The organism is Pseudomonas sp. G3-19 (assembly GCF_054855875.1).
In genome coordinates, this window is record NZ_JBMPIQ010000003.1 from 4784258 (window position 1) to 4803142 (window position 18885).

The following is an 18885-nucleotide window of genomic DNA, read 5'->3' on the forward strand; positions in this document are numbered from 1 at the left end:
AGAAAGAGTCATGAGCGAAGCCAACGCCCTCGTCACCGTGATCATCGCCTCGTACAACCACGGCCCGTACATCGAGGAGAGCATCCTCAGTGTCCTCAACCAGAGCTACAAGAACATCGAGTTGCTGGTGGTCGACGACGGTTCGAAGGACGACAGCGTCGAGCGCATCAGCGCGTTGCAGGCGCAGTACGGCTTCGATTTCCGTGTGCAGCAGAATCAGGGCCTGACCAATACCCTCAACGGCGCGATCGCCCGCTCGAAGGGCAGCCTGATTGTGCCGTTCGGCTCCGATGACATCATGTACCCCGAACGTATTGCCACCCAGGTGGCGTACATGGACGGCAAGCCTGAAGTCGGGATCTGTGCCGGCAATATCGAGCTGATGCACGCCGACGGCAGCCTGTATCCAGAGAAGCGTCAGCGCCGCGACGTGCCGTTTCGCCGCCTCGATTTCGACGACATGTTTCTTGAACGCAAGCCGTATCCGCCAGCACCGACGTTGATGATCCGTCGTGAGGCGCTGGAAAAGGTGGGAGGGTTCGATCCGACGATTCGTCTTGAAGACCTGTACATCGAGCTCAAGGTGACCCGTGCTGGCTACTTCATCGACGGTTTGAACGTGGTGATGGCGCGCTACCGCAAGCACGCCACCAACTCGTACAAGAATCATCGCTTCATGATCGAGAACATCCTGCGCACCTATGCGCTGTTCAGCGATCATCCGCTGTACGACGAAGTGCGCTTCAAGGCGCTGAACTCGATGTTCCTCAAGACCGCCAACCGCAATCGCAAACTGGCAAGGGAGCTGCTGGCGCAGATCCCGTTCAAGGCCTGGAACAAGAAGACCTGGCGCGGACTGGGGCGTTTACTCTTTTCCCCGCTGGAAAAGGACTGAGGCAGCGGTCGCTCGCGCTCAGCGGGCGACCTTCTCCGGCAGGCGCTTTTCGCCCTTCTGACGCTGGCGCAGCCAATGCACAACCTTCTTGCCGGCAGCCATGCCCGGCTGCTCGATATAGAGGAACGTCGCGCTGCTGATCAGAATCAGCAAGCAGGTGCAGACGGCCACCAGGGGCAGGTACACCGCCGTTTCCCGCGCATCGATATTCAGCAATAGCGGCAGCCGTTGCACCATCAGCCACAGCACGAACCCGTGCAGCAGATAGGTGCTGTAGCTAATTTCGCCGAGCCAGCGAATGCTGCGTGGTTTCAGCGCGCCGAACAGATTATTGCCGGACGCCACGATCACGAAAAACAACCCCAGCAAAAACAGCGGTGCAGTCTTGAACGCCCGACTGAACGCGGTGAACGCGATCAACAGCGCGAGCACGGCGATGATGCTCGCCAGACGCGACTGGCTCCACGCCACGAGCGCCGGCCGGCGAATCCAGTAGGCGGCGGCGATGCCACCGAGGAAGCTCGCCAGAAAGTGTTTCTTCAGCGAATGTTCCCAGCCGATGACCTGGTACAGCGTGTAGATGCCGATCAGGCACAGCACCACCTGCAACCAGCTGCCGCGGTAGATGAACACCAGCCCGGCCAATGGCAGCGCCATGTAGAAAAACACCTCATAGGCCAGCGTCCAGGTGACGTTGGATATCAGCATGCCGGAGTGGCGGTACTGGTTGATGTCCGGGCGGTCGAACGTCAGCCAGGCAAGGATCCGTTTGAACAGCTCCAGGCCAGGCTCCTTCATTTGCCAGTCCTGCAAGTGGAAGACCGAGACGAACACCAGCAGCATCAGTGGCAGATAAAGCGGATACAGGCGAAATACCCGCGAGACGCCGAACGCCAGCCAGTCGTGGTTGCGTCCCTGCGCGAGCAGGCGGCTCCAGAACAGAAAACCGGTGATCATGAAGAACAGCGCGACGCTGCCCTGACCGAGCATCGAATAGAAGTTGCTCGGCGGAAAGTCGATCACCCCGGTGCGCAAGAAGATCCAGGTAATGACCGAGTGGTGCACGAACACACCAAACGCCAGATAGCCACGCAGGCCGTCGATGCTGGCATATCGACTTTCGCCGGAATGCTGCAGGTGCCGAGCGATTTTCGGCACCGCACGCAACAGCAGGGCGGAAGTGATGATGGCCAGCAGATAGGCTGCCAGCGCGATAAGCGGATTGGTTTCGATCATCAATGAACCCGGACCGGGGTGTTGCCGGCCAGCACTTGCCTGTGCAGATTTTCAACCGCGGATTTGGACGCCGTCATGGCGTACCCCTGGAGCAACGCATCGAGGTGATCCTCGAACAGCCAGCGTTTGTCGACAGTGTAACGTTGCATATGACGCAAATTGCGTTGGCGCAGGGAAAGACTGAGCGGGGTAGGGTAGATGCGCAGGTCGGCCAGATCGATCAAGCCGAACTCGCCGTCTTCCAGTACCAGTACGTTGCCCAGGTGCAGCGAGCGGAAATAAACGCCTTTCTCGTGCAGTTGCGCCATGAATTTGCCAAAGCGCTCCACCAGCGCCTGGCGCACCGCCGGAGCCGTAATGCTCTGCAGCACCTGACGCAGCGTGTGCCCCGGCAACGGCGCGTAATGCACAGCGCTGCTGCCATCGTCGAGACGGTACAGATTCAATATTTGCGGGGTCGGGATGCCCATCTGACGCAGTTGTTCGCTGTTGACCGCGAAACGTTCGGAGTAGGGATTGAAACTGCCGGAGGTGTACCAGCGGCGACGGCGGAACAGCTTGAGGAAACTGCCGTCGGTCAGGCGCAGGACTTTCGGTCCGAGGCCATCTTCTTCAATGATCTGGGCCGTGCTGCTCATGTGCTCCAGGTCAGCGGTCGCAAGCTTTTGCACCGGCTGGGTCAACAGGCGCCGCGCGCGTTGATTGATGCTCAACGCTGCGATCAGTGCCAGCGGGATCCACAACAGGAACCAGTGCTCCTTGGGCCGCGAGATTATTCCGCCGCCTTCGGTCAGCCCGGCGCCGATACCGAATACCAGCCAGGTCGAGGCAATGATCAGCAGTGGCTGCACACGCTGGCGCCAACTGCTCAGCAGGCCCCACAGCAGGAAGAACAGCCAGGGCAGCAAGCCGATGATGCCGACGTAATACAGCACACCCAGGATAAAGCTGTGCGGCTCCTGAAAGCTGATGCCGTTACCGGGGTCTACGGCAAGGCTGGCGCTGTAGCCATGACCGATCCATGGATGATCGGCAATCATGTGCAGTACCTTCTGCCAGATTTCCAGACGATAGGAGTCGCCACGTTCGGTGATCATCTGCGAAAACTGCGTAATGACTGCTACGCCGCTCAGGACCAGCGCGATCAGTAACCCCACCGAGCGCTTGTTCCAGCAGATGAAACACAGCCACAGCGCCGCCATGGTCAGTGCCACCAACGGCGTCCGGGAACCGGTGCCGATCACGGCCATGAACATGATTGCCATCGCCGGCAAGCTGAGCCACATCATCTGGCGACGTTTGCAGGTCATGGTCACGCTCAGCCAGTAGGCACTGAAGAAGCCGAACAGGTGCGAGCTGAGCAACGGGTTATCGAAGGCACCACCGCCGATCAGGCGCATGCCCGGCTCATAAACCCGGGCGAACATGAACAGGAAAATGGTCGTGGCAATCAGCGCGACCAACGCGGCGCCGAACAGCAAGGGTTGCAGGATGTCGCTGCGGTAGCGCACCAGCAGGTAGCAGCCGGCAAACAGCAGCAAGGTATGCAGTGGCGGCTTGAACATTCCGCCGAGCGGCTCCCCGCCCGGCCCCCAGGCGAGGCTGAGCAATGCCCAGGCGGCGAACAGCAGAACCGCGATGAAAATCGGCTCGCGCAGCAGCTCCTTGAGTTCGCGCGGGCGCAGGCACAGCGCGATCAGTGTCGGAATGCTGAACAGGCCATAGAACAACTTGTGATGCAGACTTCGACCCGGCAAGAAGAACAGCGCGCACAGGAGCAGGAAAAAACCGGTGGGAAGAATCCACAGGCTAATGAAATCGAAAATCCGATTGGACGTACTGCTGAAGCCGCGAAGTTGCATGCTGTGAGATTCATTCCTGAGGTTGATCGACCATTCGAGTGATGGCTATTTGATGCAGAAGAGGTGCATAACAATAACAGCCTTTCGCCGATTGCCAGAACCCTGAAGAAGCTGTGCTAAAGTCAGCGTCCTTTTTATCGACTTTCGCGTGATATGACCGATTCCAGTCCCGCCGCAAGCCCATCGAGCTTGAAAATCTACTTCCGCCTGCTCGGCTATGTCCGGCCGTACATCAGTCTGTTCCTGATCAGCATCGTCGGCTTTCTGATTTTCGCCTCGACGCAACCGATGCTTGGCTACATCCTCAAGTACTTTGTCGATGGCCTGTCCAACCCTGAAGCGGTGCTGTTTCCTTCCGTGCCCTACCTGCGTGACCTGCAGCTGCTGCAGGCCGTGCCGCTGTTGATCATCCTGATCGCCGCGTGGCAGGGGCTGGGCTCCTATCTGGGCAACTATTTCCTGGCCAAGGTTTCCCTCGGGCTGGTGCATGACTTGCGTGTGCAGTTGTTCAACAACCTGTTGGTGCTGCCTAACCGCTATTTCGACAAGCATAACTCCGGTCATCTGATTTCGCGTATCACCTTCAACGTGACGATGGTCACGGGGGCGGCAACAGATGCGATCAAGGTCGTAATCCGTGAAGGCATGACGGTGATCTTCCTGTTTGCCTCGCTGTTATTCATGAACTGGAAGCTGACCCTGGTGATGGTGGCGATCCTGCCGCTGATCGCCGTAATGGTGCGCACCGCCAGCAAAAAATTCCGCAAGCAGAGCAAGAAGATCCAGCTGGCGATGGGCGATGTCACGCATGTGGCCTCGGAAACCATCCAGGGTTATCGCGTGGTTCGCAGCTTCGGCGGCGAGGCCTATGAAGAAAAGCGCTTCCTCGATGCCAGCCAGGGCAACACCGACAAGCAACTGCGCATGACTCGCACGGGTGCGATCTATACGCCGATGCTGCAACTGGTGATCTACACCGCCATGGCCGTGCTGATGTTCCTGGTGCTGTACCTGCGCGGTGACGCCTCGGCCGGTGACATGGTCGCCTACATCACGCTGGCGGGCCTGCTGCCCAAGCCGATCCGTCAATTGTCCGAAGTCAGCTCGACCATTCAGAAAGGCGTGGCCGGTGCCGAGAGCATTTTCGAGCAGCTGGATGTCGAGCCGGAAGTCGATACCGGCACCGTCGAGCGCGATGCGGTGAGTGGCCGTCTGGACGTGCGCAACCTCAGCTTCACCTACCCTGGCACCGAACGCCAGGTGCTGGACGACATCAGTTTCTCGGTCCAGCCGGGGCAGATGGTCGCACTGGTCGGGCGTTCGGGCAGCGGCAAGTCGACGCTGGCCAACCTGATTCCGCGTTTCTATCACCACGACAAGGGCGAAATCCTCATCGACGATGTGGAAGTCGAACAGTACAAACTGCTCAACCTGCGTCGTCACATCGCTCAGGTGACTCAGCACGTCACTCTGTTCAGCGACACCGTGGCCAACAACATCGCTTATGGCGATCTGGCCGGTGCGCCGCGTGAAGACATTGAAAAAGCCGCGCGTGATGCCTACGCGATGGACTTCATTTCGCAGTTGCCGCAAGGCCTGGACACTCAGGTCGGCGAGAACGGCGTCTTGCTTTCCGGTGGCCAGCGCCAGCGTCTGGCGATTGCCCGTGCGTTGCTGAAGAATGCACCGCTGCTGATTCTCGACGAGGCCACCTCGGCACTCGACACCGAGTCCGAACGGCACATTCAGGCGGCACTGGATCAGGTGATGAAGGGGCGTACCACGCTGGTGATCGCTCACCGTCTGTCGACCATCGAGAAGGCCGACCTGATTCTGGTCATGGATCAGGGGCGCATCGTCGAGCGCGGCACCCACGACCAGTTGCTGGCGCAAAATGGTTACTATGCGCGCCTCAACGCCATGGGCCTCGATGCCCCGGCCGAAGATATCGCCTGACTCCAGGCCCTGCCCTGTGGGAGCGAGCCTGCTCGCTCCCACAGTCGTTTGTATCCAGACCTTTACCCTTCTTGACCAAACCGGAATAAAACCGGGCACCGCGCTTGTTAAGGTTCCTCAACGAACTCTGACTTCCATCGAGGGGGCCATCCCCGTCGCGCGGGTGCTTTCATGCTGCAACGCTATCTCTGGAAACTGCTGCCCAAGCCACAGCGGGCTTTTCTGCTCGGGCGCCTGTCGGTGGTCGATCGGCAGGTGGTGAACAAGTCGATGTCGGCCAACCTGACGTTTCCTCAGGCCTTCCAGCAGCGCTCCTGCCTGTTTATCCATGTTCCGAAATGCGCCGGCAGCAGCGTTTGCACGGCACTGTTCGACGGCTGGCGACCCGGGCACTTGCCGCTGTATTGGTATGAAGAGCAGTTTCCCGAGCAGTTCGCCAACGCCTTCAAGTTCGCTTTTGTTCGCGACCCGCTGGAACGTGCCTATTCGGCCTACGCCTTTTTGCGTGGCAACGAGTTGAGCGCGCGTGACCATATGGCGCAACGGCTGGTGCGGCAGTACCGGGATTTCGACGCTTTTGTCGCGCGCTGGCTGCATCCGGAAACGATTGCCCGGCAATTGCACTTTGCCGCCCAGACCGACTTTCTGACGGACTCGCTGGGGCATCTGGCGCTGGACTTCATCGGTTATCAGGAACACCTGACGCGGGATTTTCGTCTGGTTTGCGAACAGTTGGGGCTGACTGGCGAGTTGCCTCACGTCAACGGCTCGCGGGAACGGCAATCGATGCCGGCGCGCGAGTTCTGTTCGGTGCGCACCCGGCGTCTGGTACGTCGGGTTTATCAGCGTGATTACGAGTTGCTCGGGTATGAATGAGTCCCTGTCACTGCCGCTACAGAAGCTCGCCATTCGGACTTACGGTCTGGCGCTCTCGCACCAGGCCCGGGCAGCGCTCAAGGCACAACACCCACGCTGCCTGTGGTTGACCGGATTTTCCGGCGCCGGCAAGTCAACCCTGGCCAATGCCCTCGAACTGCACCTGCATGCGTCGGGTCTGCACACGTTTTTGCTCGATGGCGACAATGTGCGCAATGGCCTGTGCCGCGACCTGGGCATGAGCGACCTCTGCCGCCGGGAAAACATCCGGCGTATGGCCGAGGTGGCGCGGTTGATGGTCGACGCCGGGCTGATTGTGATCGTTGCGGCCATTTCGCCGTTCCGCGCCGAACGCGACGCCGCGCGCAGGCTGTTTGCCCAGGATGAATTCATTGAAGTGCACGTCAGCACTTCGTTGGAAGTCTGCGCCCGTCGCGATCCGAAAGGTTTGTATCAGGCCGTACGGGAAGGTCGGATCACGCACTTTACGGGCGTGGACAGTCCTTACGAAGCGCCATTGGCAGCCGAGTGGCAAATCGACACCGAGGCGCTGGAATTGTCCGAAGCCTGTGGACAACTGGCGGCACTGGTGCTCAAAAAATGAGCAAAGTAACGGACTGTTTCATCCTGTTGCAGGCTGCACGCAAGCCTGCGCCAACCCTGTGTTAATATCGCGCCCCTGTTCATTTTGTATGTGGGTTGCTCCATGAAGTTGTCCATGCCGCGATTCGATCAAGCCCCAGTCTTGGTGGTCGGCGATGTCATGCTCGACCGTTACTGGCATGGTGGAACCTCACGGATTTCCCCTGAGGCACCGGTACCGGTCGTAAAAGTCGAGCAAATCGAAGACCGCCCGGGCGGTGCTGCCAACGTTGCCTTGAACATTGCCGCGCTGGGTGCGCCGGCGTCGCTGGTCGGTGTGACCGGCGACGACGAAGCCGCCGACAGCCTGAGCAACAGTCTCAAGGGCGCGGGCGTGCGTGCCCTGTTCCAGCGCATCGCGCACCAGCCGACCATCGTCAAACTGCGGGTCATGAGCCGGCACCAGCAGTTGCTGCGTATCGACTTTGAAGAACCGTTTGCCACCGATGCGCTGGCCCTGGCCTCGCAGGTCGATGATCTGCTCGAAGGCATCAAGGTGCTGGTGCTGTCGGACTACGGCAAAGGCGCGCTGAAAAACCATCAGGCCCTGATTCAGGCAGCCCGTGCCAAAGGCATTCCGGTGCTGGCCGATCCCAAGGGCAAGGATTTTTCGATCTACCGTGGTGCGAGCCTGATCACGCCGAACCTCAGCGAATTCGAAGCCATCGTCGGCGGTTGCGCCGATGAGCACGAACTGGTGAGCAAGGGCGCGACCCTGATGCACGATCTCGAGCTCGGCGCGCTGCTGGTCACCCGTGGTGAACACGGCATGACCCTGTTGCGTCCGGAGCATCCGGCGCTGCATTTGCCGGCCCGTGCCCGTGAAGTGTTCGACGTGACCGGTGCCGGCGACACGGTGATTTCCACCCTGGCGGCGGCGATCGCTGCCGGTGAAGAACTGCCGCACGCGGTGGCGCTGGCCAATCTGGCGGCGGGCATCGTGGTCGGCAAACTCGGTACTGCGGCGATCAGCGCCCCGGAACTGCGCCGCGCGATTCAGCGTGAAGAAGGTTCGGAGCGTGGGGTGCTAGGTCTGGAACAGCTGGTGCTGGCAGTGGCCGATGCCCGTGCGCATAACGAGCGCATCGTCTTCACCAACGGCTGCTTCGACATTCTGCATGCCGGGCACGTGACCTACCTCGAGCAGGCGCGCGCGCAGGGCGACCGGCTGATCGTGGCGATCAATGATGACGCCTCCGTCAGCCGTCTGAAGGGGCCGGGACGTCCGATCAACAGTGTCGACCGACGCATGGCGGTACTCGCCGGCCTCGGTGCGGTGGACTGGGTGATCAGCTTCCCCGAAGGCACCCCGGAAAACCTGCTGCGCGAGGTCAAGCCGGATGTGCTGGTCAAGGGCGGTGATTACGGTATCGACCAGGTTGTTGGTGCCGATATCGTCAAGGCTTACGGCGGCACGGTGAAAGTGCTGGGTCTGGTGGAAAACAGCTCGACCACGGCGATCGTGGAAAAAATCCGCGGTCAATAAAGCCAAAAGATCGCAGCCTGCGGCAGCTCCTACAGGGAAATGCATTCCATTGTAGAGCTGCCGCAGGCGGCGATCTTTTGCTTTTCAGGAACTGACTTTCTTGCGCGGTACGATCTTCTTCAGCAATTGCCTGGCCTTGCCGCGCAACCGCGCCAGTCCCGTGGGTTTCTCCGGCGGGGTCAGGCCTTGTTGGCGTAACCAGTCCTTCCAGCGAATCCGCTCGTCACGCACCAGCCAGCCATCCTGTCTGGCAAAGCTTTCGGCCAGATACAGACCGCGCGTGCCCGCCGGAGACAGCTGACCTTTCTTCAAGGTATACAGCTCGGCCAGCGGTTCGCCGTCCTGCAACGGCATCAGGTACAAATCCGGGCGCTTGCGGTCCAGTCGCGCCACCAGTTGATCACCTTCCAGGCGTTCATCGACGTGAAACAGACTCAGGGATTTGGCTTCCTTGGGCACGTCCAGGCGCAAGTCGTAGATCAGTTGCAGCGATGCTGTCGGCAGATGCACGTAGGCCCGTGGTCGTTCGAGCAATTGCAGATTGGCGCAGCGCACCGGTCGCGCCGAACCGGACTGCGGCGTCAGGCGAAACGGCAGGGCCTCGCGATAATGCAGGGCGGAGGCGTAGGGCGCCGGTAGCCAGGTGTCGTTGAAGCGCCCGCCGAGCCAGCCTTCCGGGGTTTCCAGCAGGCACTCTTCGGCAATTTCCTGAATCGCCGTGTGCAGCGGGATGTTCAGTTCTTGAGCAGGCACGTAACCGGAAATCAGCTTGAGCACGACGTCCCCACGATCCTGCCGACGCTGGCGCACCAGCACCCAGTAATCGCGATTCTGCCAGTGCAGGGTCAGGCGCACAGAGACCCCGAGGTTGGCCAGTTCCACCGCAAAGCGCTCGGCATCCGCCACGCTCACCGGTTTGCGCCGCTGCAGGGTCTGGGCGAAATTCAGCGGCATGCCGACGCTCTGATACGTCAGGCCTTCGGGCGTGGCCTCGACGAACAGCGGCAGCGTCTTGAAGTTGCTCGGGTTCTTTCTGATGAGCGTGCGCGGCATGTCGGCTCCTGCTTAAGGCCGCGGGGCGGCGTCAGTGACTACGGAGGACCTGGGCAACGGTCGCAACGTTATGGGCGAGGTGCAGCGGATTGATCGTCCCGACAATAGCACTGGCCACGCCTGGCTGCTGGAACAACAACTCGAAGCTGGCGCGCACCGGATCCACGCCCGGACTCAGGCATACATGGCCGCTGGCCAAGGCTTTTTTCACCAGAATGGCTTTGCCGTGGGCAGCAGCATAGTCAATGACTGCCTTCTCGTTCTGTTCGTTCAGATTGTAGGTGACCATCGCGCAGTCCCCTTGCTCCAGCGCCTTGAGTCCGCCCTCGACCGTTTTGCCGGAGAAGCCGAAACCGCGAATCTTGCCCTCGGCCTTGAGTGCGGCGAGGGTGGCGTAGACCTCTTCGTGCTCAAGGATGGCCATGTCGTTGCCGTCGGAGTGCACCAGCACCAGGTCGATAAAATCGGTTTCAAGACGTTGCAGGCTGCGCTCGACCGACATCCGTGTGTGTGCGGCGCTGAAGTCATGGCGCGACAGGCCGTCGGCAAACTCTTCACCGACCTTGCTGACGATTACCCAGTCCTGCCGCTGGCCGCGCAACAACGGGCCGAGGCGTTCTTCGCTGCGACCGTAGGCCGGGGCGGTGTCGATCAGGTTGATGCCCAGCCCTTTGGCCTGCTTGAGCAGCATGCGTGCCGCGTCATCGTCGGGGATCTGGAAACCGTTGGGGTATTTCACGCCTTGGTCGCGGCCCAGTTTGACCGTGCCCAGGCCCAGCGGTGAAACCATCAGGCCGGTGCTGCCCAGTGGGCGGTGGAGGTCGTGCAGGTTCGCGATAGTCATGGCAGCAGTTGCTCCCAGGCTGGAACGCCCATCGGTGGTTTTGGCAGTGCCGGTAATGGCTCGGCCGGTTGCGGCTGGATGCCGTCGCGCTCCAGCGCAGCGATGACCCGGTCGGCGAAGTCCGGCGCCAGTGCGAGTTTGGTCGGCCAGCCCACCAGCAGGCGACCCTGCTCGGCGAGGAAGGCGTTGTCCGGCCGGCTCAGGCCGGTTTGCAGCGGCTCGGCACGATCCACGCGCAAGGTCGCCCATTGCACCTGGCTCAGATCGATCCATGGCAGCAACTGGCCGAGCTCTTTCTGCGCGGTGGCGATCTGCTCGGCAGGTTCGCGGGCCACGCCATCGCTTTCGGCAATGTCGCCGCCCAGGTACCAGACCCAGTTGCCGTCAGCGGCCGGGTGGGTGGTGACGGTGATGCGCGGCTTGGTGCCGCCGCCCAGGCAGTGAGCGTACAGCGGCTTCAGGCTTGGGCCTTTGGCGATGATCATGTGCAGCGGCCGGCGTTGCATTGCCGGTTGAGTCAGGCCCAGGTCTTCCAGCAATCGGGCAGTGCCGGCGCCGGCACTGAGGACGATGCGTTGGGCGTGGATTTCGCGACCGTCGACCTTCAGGCCGACCAGCACACCGGCTTCCAGCAGCGGCGCGATGGTTTGCCCGGCGAGCAGGCCGTCACCGGCCAGATCGGCCAGGCGCTGGATCAGGCTCGGCACGTCAACCACCAGTTCGGCGAGGCGATAGACCTTGCCCTTGAAGCGCTTGTCTTGCAGGGCCGGCGGCAGTTGATCGCCCTTGACCTGATCGACCCGGCCACGCACGGCTTTGCTGGCGAAGAAACTGGTGAGGTTGCCGGCGAGGGTGCCGGGCGACCACAGGTAATGCGCTTCGGACAACAGGCGCACGCCGGACAGGTCCAGCTCGCCGTTGCCGGCCAGCGCTTCACGCCAGCGGCGCGGCATGTCGGCGATGGCTTCCGAGGCGCCGGTCAGCGCACCGTGCAGCGCATACTTGGCGCCGCCGTGGATGATGCCCTGGGACTTCACGCTCTGCCCGCCGCCGAGACTGGCGCTTTCCACCAGCACGGTCGAAAAACCCTGACGGCGCAGACGCGCGTTCAGCCAGAGGCCGGCGACACCAGCGCCGACAATCAGAACGTCGGTGGAAATAACGGATGGCATGCAACGACCTCAGTGTTCAAGACGAGGGCGCAGTATACAGACTCGGGAAAGAGCGGGATTTGTCGATGATCAACAGGGCAGATGCAAAACCAAATGTGGGAGCGGGCTTGCTCGCGAATGCGGTGTGTCAGTTAACAGAAATGTTGTTGCCACACCGCCTTCGCGAGCAAGCCCGCTTCCACAGGGGATTTGCGTTACTGCAAATCAGTGCCCGGCAGTCTTGGAGAACAGCTGGATGACCACCACGCCGAGCACGATCAGCGCCATTCCGAGCATCGCCGGCACGTCCAGCTTCTGCCCATAAATGAACAGCGCTGCGACGCTGACCATGACGATGCCCATGCCCGCCCACACGGCGTAGGCGACTCCCACTGGTACAGTGCGCACCACCAGCGTCAGCATCCAGAAGGCGATCCCGTAGCCGACGATCACCAGAATCAACGGCAGCGGGGTGCTCAAGCCTTTGACCGCTTTCATCGAAACGGTGGCGATCACTTCGGCGCAGATGGCGATGGCCAGAAAGGCGTAGGCGTTCATGTGTAGATCCTCATGTAAAACGTTGCTTGCTGAGGCGGCATTCTAGTCGCTCGCCAGATGGGGTAAAGTCATTACCTATCTGTTTTGAAGATGGGTTGCTGCATGAATACCCTGTGGAATCTGGAACAACTGCGCGCCTTCGTCAGCGTCGCCGAACAGCGCTCGTTTTCTGCCGTGGCGCGCCAGCAGCGCAAGGCGCAGTCGGCGATCAGCAGTGCGATTGCCATGCTGGAGGACGATTTGGGCGTCAGCCTGTTCGAGCGTAGCAGTGGTCGCTCACCCAGGCTCACCGAAGCGGGCGAAGCCCTGCTCGAAGAAGCCCGGGAAGTGTTGCGCCAATGTGCGCGGCTGAACGGTCGGGCGATGGCAATGATGCGCGGTCAGGAAGCGCAGTTGCGCGTGGCGCAGGATGAAGCGATGCCGTATCAGGCACTGGTGGAAAGCTTCGATGCGCTGGCCGAGCAATTTCCCAGCCTCGAAGTGCAACTGACCAGCGCCGCTCAAGGTGAAGTCGCACGCAAACTGGTCGAGCGTCGCGCTGATCTGGGCCTGCTGTTCTATCACGACGAAATTCCCGAAGCGCTGGAGCGTCGGGTATTGGGCCGGGTAGAAATGGTCACCGTCTGCGGCATCAATCATCCGCTGGCGACGCAGTCCTACGTCACCTGCCAGCAACTGGCGCAGCATCGGCAACTGCTGATGTCGACGCAGACCAGCGTCTACCCCGGCAACGAACCGGCTAGCCCGCAAGTCTGGCGCGCTGACAGTTTCTACGTGATGGCCGAATGGTTGGTGCGGGATCTGGGCTGGGCCTGGCTACCCCGGCATGTGGTGCAGTATTCGGCCTATCACGGCCTGATGGTCGAACTGGACAGCGAATGGACCCCGCCGGCGTTGGTGGTGGAGCTGGTCTGGCGCCGGGATGAACCCCTCGGCCCGGCTGCGCGCTGGCTGGCCGAACGTTTTGCCGTGCACTTGCGGGCGATTGGCGACAAAAGTCGATAAACTCCGCCGCCATGAATAGAACTCTCTACACCGCGCTGTTTTACCTGGGGCTGCCATTGGTGGCGATTCGGCTGTGGCTGCGCTCGCGCAAGGCCCCGGCGTATGCCAAGCGGATTGGCGAGCGCTTCTCTTACGGGATGCCACCACTGCAACCCGGCGGGATCTGGGTGCACGCGGTGTCGGTGGGCGAAAGCATTGCCGCCGCGCCGATGATTCGCGCCTTGCAGCAGCGTTATCCACAGCTGCCGATCACCGTGACCTGCATGACGCCGACCGGATCGGAACGGATTCAGGCGTTGTTCGCCGGCGAACCGCGCATCCAGCATTGTTATCTGCCCTACGACTTGCCGTGCGCAGCGGCGCGTTTTCTTGATCACGCCAAACCGAAACTGGCGGTGATCATGGAAACCGAACTGTGGCCCAACCACATCCACCAGTGCGCCAAGCGCGGGATTCCGGTCGCGCTGGCCAACGGGCGATTGTCCGAGCGCTCGGCCCGAGGCTATGGCCGCTTCAGCAAGCTGACCGCGCCGATGCTCGCTGAAATGAGTTTTTTTGCGGTGCAGACCGAAGCCGAAGCCCAACGGTTCCGCGATCTCGGCGCCCGCCCGCAGACGGTTGAAGTCACCGGTTCGATCAAGTTCGACCTGACCATCGACCCGCAACTGCTGCAACGTGCCGCTGAGCTGCGCGGGCAGTGGCAAGCGCTGGAGCGCCCGGTATGGATCGCCGCCAGCACCCACGAAGGCGAAGACGAGGTCGTGCTCGACGCCCATCGTCGGCTGCTGGCGAACTACCCGAATGCGCTGCTGATTCTGGTGCCGCGCCATCCCGAACGCTTCAACTCGGTGTTCGAATTGTGCCAGCGTGAAGGCTTTGCCACGGTGCGCCGTTCCACCGGTGCCAACGTCGAAGCGGACACTTCAGTGCTGCTTGGCGACACCATGGGCGAACTGCTGTTTCTCTATGCACTGGCTGACAGTGCTTTCGTCGGCGGCAGCCTGGTGCCCAACGGCGGGCATAACCTGCTGGAGCCGGCGGCACTGGCAAAACCGGTGCTCAGCGGCCCGCATCTGTTCAACTTCCTCGACATCGCCGCGCAATTGCGTGAAGCCGGCGCGCTGGCCGAAGTGGATGATGCCGAAGGGCTGGCGGTGGAAGTGCAGCGCTTGTTCGAATTGCCGCGCGATGCCCAGCGCATGGCCGAGGCGGGGCTGGCGGTGATGCGGCGTAATCAGGGGGCGTTGCAGCGGTTGTTGGATGGGCTGGGCCGGTTGATCAAATAGTCGCCCGGAACATTTATTGTGGTGAGGGGATTTATCCCCGATCGGCTGCGCAGCAGTCGTTAACCCTGCTTGCCATATCTGACTGAATCACCGCGGTGAATGGTTTTGGGGCTGCTACGCACCCCATCGGGGATAAATCCCCTCGCCACAGGGGATTTTCCAGATTGTTTACGGCCGGGCCTTGAGCTGTGCTTCGGCTGCCTTGGCCAGATCCGGCGGCAGGAAGTCCTTGTCCGGGTTGTAGTCGGCCTTCAGATAGCGCGCCAGGTCTTGCAAGTCACCCGGATTCAAGGTCCCTGCCGCCTGCTTCAAGCGCAGGTTGTCGAGGATGTAGTCGTAGCGGGTGTTGTTGTAGTTGCGCACCGAGGTGTACAGCTGGCGCTGGGCGTCGAGCACGTCGACGATGTTGCGCGTACCCACCTGATAACCGATTTCCGTGGCTTCCACCGCACTCTGGTTGGAGATGATCGACTGGCGGCGCGCCTGCACCTGCTCGACATCGGTGTTCACCGCGCGATGCAGGTTGCGGGTGTTTTCCACCACTTGCCGGCGCAGGGATTCGCGCTGTTGCTCACTCTGATCCAGTTGCGCATAGGACTGTCGCACTTGCGAACTGGTCAGCCCGCCGCTGTAGATCGGAATGTTCAGTTGCAGGCCCAGGGTGCTTTGCTCGACGTTGCCACTGTACGGCGTACCGAAGGCGTTCGGGTTGGCGAAACCGAGGGCGTCGTTGTCACCCTTTTCGTATTTGGCCACGGCATCGAGGGTCGGCAGGTGACCGGCCTTGCGCTGTTTGAGGGTCTGTTCGGCGGAGCTGACCGCAAAGTTGCTCGCCAGCAGATTGAGGTTCTGTTTGCCCGCCGTGTCGACCCAGGCCTTGGCGTCGTTTGGCGCCGGCGGCAGGATCGGCAGCGTGTGGACGATGCCCTGAATCGAGTTGTACTGACGGTTGGTCAGGGTGATCAGCGCTTCGAACGCATCGTCAACCTGACGCTGCGCAACGATACGGTTGGCGCGCGCGGTGTCGTAACTGGCCTGCGATTGCAGGACATCGGTCTTGTCCGACAGGCCGACATCGAAACGCTCGTTGGACTGGTCGAGCTGACGCTTGAACGCGGCTTCTTCAGCCTTGGTCGAGGCCAGGTTGTCCTGACTGCGCAGCACGTTGAAGTAGCTTTCAGCCGATTGCAGAATCAGGTTCTGTTCGGTGGCCGAGAGTTGCAGGGCGGCTTGTTCGTTGACGTCTTTCGCCGCTTGGTACTGGAACCAGCGATCGGCGCGGAACAAGGGTTGTGCCAGGGTCGCCTGATAGGAATGCGCGCTGCGATTAGCAATGGCTGAAGGCTGGTCGATCGAGGTGCGCACATTCGCCACTTCGGCGCCGCCAGACAAGTTCGGCAGCAAGCCGGCACGGGCCTGTGGCACCACTTCTTTCTGGGCGCCGTACTGGGCGCGGGCGGCGGCCAGATCGGCGTTGTTGTCGACGGCTTCCTGATAGACGCTGACCAGATCGGTCTTGGTCGACAAGGGCGCTTCTGCTGCCCAGGCCATTGCGTTGGACGCACAAGACACGGCAAGAGCCAGTGAAAGTTTGCGCAGCATGAGGCGATCCCTAGCAAAAATATTACGGAAATAATGTGCGCGCCAAGGCTACGGCGCGGCCCCGGCAGCGTCAAGGCGCGCAGGGCAAAGCGAGTGTAGTTGCGCAATCGTGCGGCAACAATCCTGCAAGTCCCGGTAATTGCGCCATTCATCATGGTGTTTGCCGCGGTGTTGGCGTTCTTTGCTGGTTGTGTCTAGACTGGCCGGGTTCTTGTCGGGGTGCCTTGCTATGAGGCTGAGATCGAATAATTTCGGATCCCGTTGAACCTGATCAGGTTAGCGCCTGCGTAGGGAACAAGATTTCTCGTCACCCGGCGAGTCCTCTTGTGCTTCGTCCGGGATATTGTTCGACAATCGAACGCTCGACGACGATGCACAGCACCAGTCCTGGTGCGTCCGTGCCTTTCAGGTTCTGCTCCGACAATCCATTGCCTGGATGCTGTCTGGAGAGCCCGTGATGACGATAAAAGCAAAAAACGCGATCAACCTGAGTGATTCGGCCAAGGTCGATGAGCAGTCGGTTCAGCCGTTCACCCGTTCGCAAAAAGTCTACGTTCAGGGCTCGCGCCCGGACATCCGCGTGCCGATGCGCGAAATCACCCTCGATGTGACGCCGACCGATTTCGGTGGCGAAATCAACGCGCCGGTCACCGTCTACGACACCTCCGGCCCGTACACCGATCCGAACGTGGTGATCGACGTGCGCAAAGGTCTGGGCGACGTGCGTTCGGCGTGGATCGACGACCGTGGCGACACCGAGCGTTTGCCAGGCCTGAGTTCCAACTTCGGTCAGGAGCGCCTCGCCGACCCTGAACTGACCAAACTGCGTTTCGCTCACGTCAACAACCCGCGCCGGGCCAAGGCCGGGGCCAACGTCAGCCAGATGCACTACGCGCGCAAAGGCATCATCACCGCCGAGATGGAATACGTCGCCATCCGCGAAAACATGAAGCTGCAAGAGGCCCGCGCCGCCGGCCTGCTGAACCAGCAACACGCCGGCCACAGCTTCGGCGCGAGCATTCCGAAAGAAATCACCGCTGAATTCGTCCGCGAAGAAATCGCCCGTGGTCGCGCGATCATTCCGGCCAACATCAACCACGTCGAACTGGAACCGATGATCATCGGCCGTAACTTCCTGGTGAAGATCAACGGCAACATCGGCAACAGCGCCCTGGGTTCGTCCATCGAAGAAGAAGTGGCGAAACTGACCTGGGGCATTCGCTGGGGCTCGGACACGGTGATGGACCTGTCCACCGGCAAACACATTCACGAAACCCGCGAGTGGATCATCCGCAACTCGCCGGTGCCGATCGGTACCGTGCCGATCTATCAGGCGCTGGAGAAGGTCAACGGCGTCGCTGAAGACCTGACCTGGGAGCTGTTCCGCGACACGCTGATCGAACAGGCGGAGCAGGGCGTCGACTACTTCACCATCCACGCCGGCGTGCTGTTGCGCTACGTGCCGCTGACCGCCAAACGCGTGACCGGCATCGTTTCCCGTGGCGGTTCGATCATGGCCAAGTGGTGCCTGGCGCACCACAAAGAGAACTTCCTCTACACCCACTTCGACGAAATCTGCGAAATCATGAAGGCCTACGACGTCAGCTTCTCGCTGGGCGATGGCCTGCGTCCGGGCTCGATTGCCGACGCCAACGACGAAGCGCAATTCGGCGAACTGGAAACCCTCGGCGAGCTGACCAAGATTGCCTGGAAACACGACGTGCAGTGCATGATCGAAGGCCCGGGCCACGTGCCGATGCAGTTGATCAAAGAGAACATGGACAAGCAGCTGGAGTGCTGCGACGAGGCGCCGTTCTACACCCTCGGCCCGCTGACCACCGACATCGCGCCGGGTTACGACCACATCACCTCGGGTATCGGTGCGGCGATGATCGGCTGGTTCGGTTGCGCCATGCTCTGCTACGTGACGCCGAAGGAACACCTCGGCTTGCCGAACAAGGATGACGTGAAGACCGGGATCATCACCTACAAGATCGCCGCCCACGCAGCGGACCTGGCCAAAGGGCATCCGGGCGCGCAGATTCGCGACAACGCCTTGAGCAAGGCGCGTTTCGAGTTCCGCTGGGAAGACCAGTTCAACCTCGGTCTGGACCCGGACACCGCGCGTTCGTATCACGACGAAACCCTGCCGAAAGACTCGGCCAAGGTCGCGCACTTCTGTTCGATGTGCGGGCCGAAATTCTGCTCGATGAAGATCACTCAGGAAGTCCGTGAATACGCGGCCAACCAGCGGATCGACGCGGTCGACGTGGACGTCGCCCAGGGTCTTGCGGAGCAGGCCGAGCGGTTCAAGAAGGAAGGCAGTCAGCTCTATAAAAAAGTCTGATCCCTGACTGATCTTTTGTGGTGAGGGGATTTATCCCCGATCGACTGCGCAGCAGTCGCAATTTTGAGAACCGGGTCCTTCAGATG

15 protein-coding genes and 1 riboswitch are annotated in these 18885 nt (G+C 61.1%); of the genes, 8 read left to right on the forward strand and 7 right to left on the reverse strand.

From position 1 onward, the window contains the following. Positions 1-10 precede the first annotated feature (10 nt). Positions 11-895, forward strand: a complete 885-nt coding sequence (locus ACOYXI_RS21865) for a glycosyltransferase (protein WP_027611376.1) — start codon at positions 11-13, stop codon at positions 893-895. An 18-nt stretch (positions 896-913) separates the two neighbouring features. On the opposite strand, the gene ACOYXI_RS21870 is transcribed toward ACOYXI_RS21865, so the two are convergent. Both ACOYXI_RS21870 and ACOYXI_RS21875 read right to left on the reverse strand, forming a co-directional pair. Then, entirely contained in the window at positions 914-2131 is a 1218-nt protein-coding gene (locus ACOYXI_RS21870; RefSeq protein ID WP_461675288.1) for an acyltransferase family protein, read from the reverse strand. Beyond that, positions 2131-3993: an O-antigen ligase family protein gene (locus tag ACOYXI_RS21875; protein WP_461675289.1), complete on the reverse strand. Its 1863-nt coding sequence runs from the start codon at positions 3991-3993 to the stop codon at positions 2131-2133. The genes ACOYXI_RS21870 and ACOYXI_RS21875 overlap by 1 nt, the downstream gene beginning before the upstream one ends. A 153-nt stretch (positions 3994-4146) precedes the next feature. Here ACOYXI_RS21875 and msbA point away from each other — a divergent pair, with 153 nt between their 5' ends. From msbA to hldE, 4 genes are all read left to right on the forward strand, one after another. Continuing rightward, positions 4147-5949 carry a lipid A export permease/ATP-binding protein MsbA gene (gene msbA / locus ACOYXI_RS21880; protein ID WP_027611379.1) on the forward strand — a complete coding sequence of 601 codons (1803 nt, stop codon included), beginning with the start codon at positions 4147-4149 and terminating at the stop codon, positions 5947-5949. 171 nt (positions 5950-6120) lie between these two features. Further along, a complete protein-coding gene (locus ACOYXI_RS21885; protein ID WP_027611380.1) occupies positions 6121-6825 on the forward strand; it encodes a sulfotransferase family 2 domain-containing protein in 705 nt (234 codons plus the stop codon). After that, on the forward strand, positions 6818-7429 hold the full coding sequence (gene cysC / locus ACOYXI_RS21890; RefSeq protein ID WP_461675290.1) for an adenylyl-sulfate kinase: 612 nt from the start codon (positions 6818-6820) through the stop codon (positions 7427-7429). The genes ACOYXI_RS21885 and cysC overlap by 8 nt, the downstream gene beginning before the upstream one ends. A gap of 102 nt (positions 7430-7531) precedes the next feature. Further along, the gene (gene hldE / locus ACOYXI_RS21895) at positions 7532-8953 is read left to right on the forward strand and encodes a bifunctional D-glycero-beta-D-manno-heptose-7-phosphate kinase/D-glycero-beta-D-manno-heptose 1-phosphate adenylyltransferase HldE (protein ID WP_007967376.1); all 1422 of its coding nucleotides are present in this window, start codon (positions 7532-7534) and stop codon (positions 8951-8953) included. An 84-nt stretch (positions 8954-9037) separates the two neighbouring features. On the opposite strand, the gene ACOYXI_RS21900 is transcribed toward hldE, so the two are convergent. From ACOYXI_RS21900 to ACOYXI_RS21915, 4 genes are all read right to left on the reverse strand, one after another. Beyond that, the gene (locus ACOYXI_RS21900; RefSeq protein WP_027611383.1) at positions 9038-10006 is read right to left on the reverse strand and encodes a hypothetical protein; all 969 of its coding nucleotides are present in this window, start codon (positions 10004-10006) and stop codon (positions 9038-9040) included. 31 nt (positions 10007-10037) lie between these two features. Then, positions 10038-10850: an aldo/keto reductase gene (locus ACOYXI_RS21905; protein WP_461675291.1), complete on the reverse strand. Its 813-nt coding sequence runs from the start codon at positions 10848-10850 to the stop codon at positions 10038-10040. Further along, a complete protein-coding gene (locus ACOYXI_RS21910) occupies positions 10847-12022 on the reverse strand; it encodes an NAD(P)/FAD-dependent oxidoreductase (protein ID WP_461675292.1) in 1176 nt (391 codons plus the stop codon). Before ACOYXI_RS21910 ends, ACOYXI_RS21905 begins: the two co-directional genes overlap by 4 nt. Before the next feature lie 204 nt (positions 12023-12226). Continuing rightward, entirely contained in the window at positions 12227-12559 is a 333-nt protein-coding gene (locus tag ACOYXI_RS21915; protein WP_003221050.1) for a DMT family transporter, read from the reverse strand. A gap of 102 nt (positions 12560-12661) precedes the next feature. Here ACOYXI_RS21915 and ACOYXI_RS21920 point away from each other — a divergent pair, with 102 nt between their 5' ends. Together ACOYXI_RS21920 and waaA are read left to right on the forward strand one after the other, a co-directional pair. Beyond that, positions 12662-13564 carry a LysR family transcriptional regulator gene (locus ACOYXI_RS21920; protein WP_461675293.1) on the forward strand — a complete coding sequence of 301 codons (903 nt, stop codon included), beginning with the start codon at positions 12662-12664 and terminating at the stop codon, positions 13562-13564. An 11-nt stretch (positions 13565-13575) separates the two neighbouring features. Further along, positions 13576-14850 carry a lipid IV(A) 3-deoxy-D-manno-octulosonic acid transferase gene (gene waaA / locus ACOYXI_RS21925; protein WP_461675294.1) on the forward strand — a complete coding sequence of 425 codons (1275 nt, stop codon included), beginning with the start codon at positions 13576-13578 and terminating at the stop codon, positions 14848-14850. Between the two features lie 168 nt (positions 14851-15018). Here waaA and ACOYXI_RS21930 read toward each other — a convergent pair whose 3' ends face one another. Then, positions 15019-16452, reverse strand: a complete 1434-nt coding sequence (locus ACOYXI_RS21930; RefSeq protein ID WP_098966910.1) for a TolC family outer membrane protein — start codon at positions 16450-16452, stop codon at positions 15019-15021. A 205-nt stretch (positions 16453-16657) separates the two neighbouring features. Continuing rightward, positions 16658-16763: riboswitch (TPP riboswitch) on the forward strand. A gap of 146 nt (positions 16764-16909) precedes the next feature. Between ACOYXI_RS21930 and thiC the strand changes: the two genes are divergently transcribed. Then, positions 16910-18799: a phosphomethylpyrimidine synthase ThiC gene (gene thiC / locus ACOYXI_RS21935; RefSeq protein ID WP_223007153.1), complete on the forward strand. Its 1890-nt coding sequence runs from the start codon at positions 16910-16912 to the stop codon at positions 18797-18799. The last annotated feature ends 86 nt before the right edge of the window (positions 18800-18885 follow it).

What these genes read in the sequence shown, in the direction of transcription:
- ACOYXI_RS21865 (WP_027611376.1), top strand. Translation starts at nt 11, where the DNA reads ATGAGCGAAGCCAACGCCCTCGTCACCGTGATCATCGCCTCGTACAAC.
- ACOYXI_RS21870 (WP_461675288.1), bottom strand. Translation starts at nt 2,131, where the DNA reads ATGATCGAAACCAATCCGCTTATCGCGCTGGCAGCCTATCTGCTGGCC.
- ACOYXI_RS21875 (WP_461675289.1), bottom strand. Translation starts at nt 3,993, where the DNA reads ATGCAACTTCGCGGCTTCAGCAGTACGTCCAATCGGATTTTCGATTTC.
- msbA (WP_027611379.1), top strand. Translation starts at nt 4,147, where the DNA reads ATGACCGATTCCAGTCCCGCCGCAAGCCCATCGAGCTTGAAAATCTAC.
- ACOYXI_RS21885 (WP_027611380.1), top strand. Translation starts at nt 6,121, where the DNA reads ATGCTGCAACGCTATCTCTGGAAACTGCTGCCCAAGCCACAGCGGGCT.
- cysC (WP_461675290.1), top strand. Translation starts at nt 6,818, where the DNA reads ATGAATGAGTCCCTGTCACTGCCGCTACAGAAGCTCGCCATTCGGACT.
- hldE (WP_007967376.1), top strand. Translation starts at nt 7,532, where the DNA reads ATGAAGTTGTCCATGCCGCGATTCGATCAAGCCCCAGTCTTGGTGGTC.
- ACOYXI_RS21900 (WP_027611383.1), bottom strand. Translation starts at nt 10,006, where the DNA reads ATGCCGCGCACGCTCATCAGAAAGAACCCGAGCAACTTCAAGACGCTG.
- ACOYXI_RS21905 (WP_461675291.1), bottom strand. Translation starts at nt 10,850, where the DNA reads ATGACTATCGCGAACCTGCACGACCTCCACCGCCCACTGGGCAGCACC.
- ACOYXI_RS21910 (WP_461675292.1), bottom strand. Translation starts at nt 12,022, where the DNA reads ATGCCATCCGTTATTTCCACCGACGTTCTGATTGTCGGCGCTGGTGTC.
- ACOYXI_RS21915 (WP_003221050.1), bottom strand. Translation starts at nt 12,559, where the DNA reads ATGAACGCCTACGCCTTTCTGGCCATCGCCATCTGCGCCGAAGTGATC.
- ACOYXI_RS21920 (WP_461675293.1), top strand. Translation starts at nt 12,662, where the DNA reads ATGAATACCCTGTGGAATCTGGAACAACTGCGCGCCTTCGTCAGCGTC.
- waaA (WP_461675294.1), top strand. Translation starts at nt 13,576, where the DNA reads ATGAATAGAACTCTCTACACCGCGCTGTTTTACCTGGGGCTGCCATTG.
- ACOYXI_RS21930 (WP_098966910.1), bottom strand. Translation starts at nt 16,452, where the DNA reads ATGCTGCGCAAACTTTCACTGGCTCTTGCCGTGTCTTGTGCGTCCAAC.
- thiC (WP_223007153.1), top strand. Translation starts at nt 16,910, where the DNA reads ATGACGATAAAAGCAAAAAACGCGATCAACCTGAGTGATTCGGCCAAG.